Origin of the sequence: Pseudomonas sp. GM49, from assembly GCF_000282355.1 — a bacterium.
Lineage (GTDB): Bacteria > Pseudomonadota > Gammaproteobacteria > Pseudomonadales > Pseudomonadaceae > Aquipseudomonas.
The window spans coordinates 1-772 of record NZ_AKJL01000210.1 but is presented as its reverse complement, the minus strand read 5'-3'; the positions used below and the strand labels follow the sequence as shown (position 1 = coordinate 772).

Annotated in this window: 1 protein-coding gene; it reads left to right on the top strand. The window is 61.9% G+C overall.

What is annotated here, in order from left to right; genetic code table 11:
• Positions 1-227: 227 nt before the first annotated feature.
• On the top strand, positions 228-772 hold a 545-nt coding region (locus tag PMI29_RS10430), incomplete at its 3' end, for a DJ-1/PfpI family protein (RefSeq protein ID WP_008000185.1).

Below are 772 nucleotides of genomic sequence, written 5' to 3'. Positions count from 1 at the left end.
TGGCGAGGGGGCTTGCCCCCGTTGGGCTGCGCAGCAGCCCCTATCCGGTTTCATCAAACGAACCGCATTGTCCTGTTTTGCGCCTGCTTCGCAGGCGAACGGGGCGGTGCGGCGGTCCGACAAGCCCCCTCGCCACAGGGTAGTAGCCGGTTGTTACCCGACCCGCTCGATAAGGACTACCTTGAATACTCCTGCATGCCCACGCATTTTCCAGAGGAGTCCTCCCCATGGCTGCGAAAAAAATTCTGATGCTGGTTGGTGATTACGTCGAAGACTATGAAGTGATGGTGCCGTTCCAGGCGCTGCTGATGGTCGGCCATACGGTGCACGCCGTTTGCCCGGACAAAGCCGCCGGCCAGACCGTGCGCACGGCGATCCATGACTTTGAAGGCGACCAAACCTACAGTGAAAAACCCGGTCACCTGTTTGCCCTGAACTTTGATTTCGCCAAGGTCAACGCCGCCGATTATGACGCTGTGCTGATTCCGGGTGGCCGTGCGCCGGAGTACCTGCGCCTGAACGAAAAGGTCCTGGAACTGGTGCGCGCCTTCGATAAGGCCGGCAAGCCGATCGCCGCTGTGTGCCATGGCGCGCAGTTGCTGGCGGCAGCGGGTGTCCTCGAAGGTCGCGAATGCAGCGCCTATCCGGCCTGCGCTCCGGAAGTGCGACTGGCGGGCGGTACGTATATCGACATTCCAATGACGGATGGCCATGTTCAGGGCAATCTGGCCACGGCTCCGGCCTGGCCTGCGCACCCGAACTGGCTGGCCGG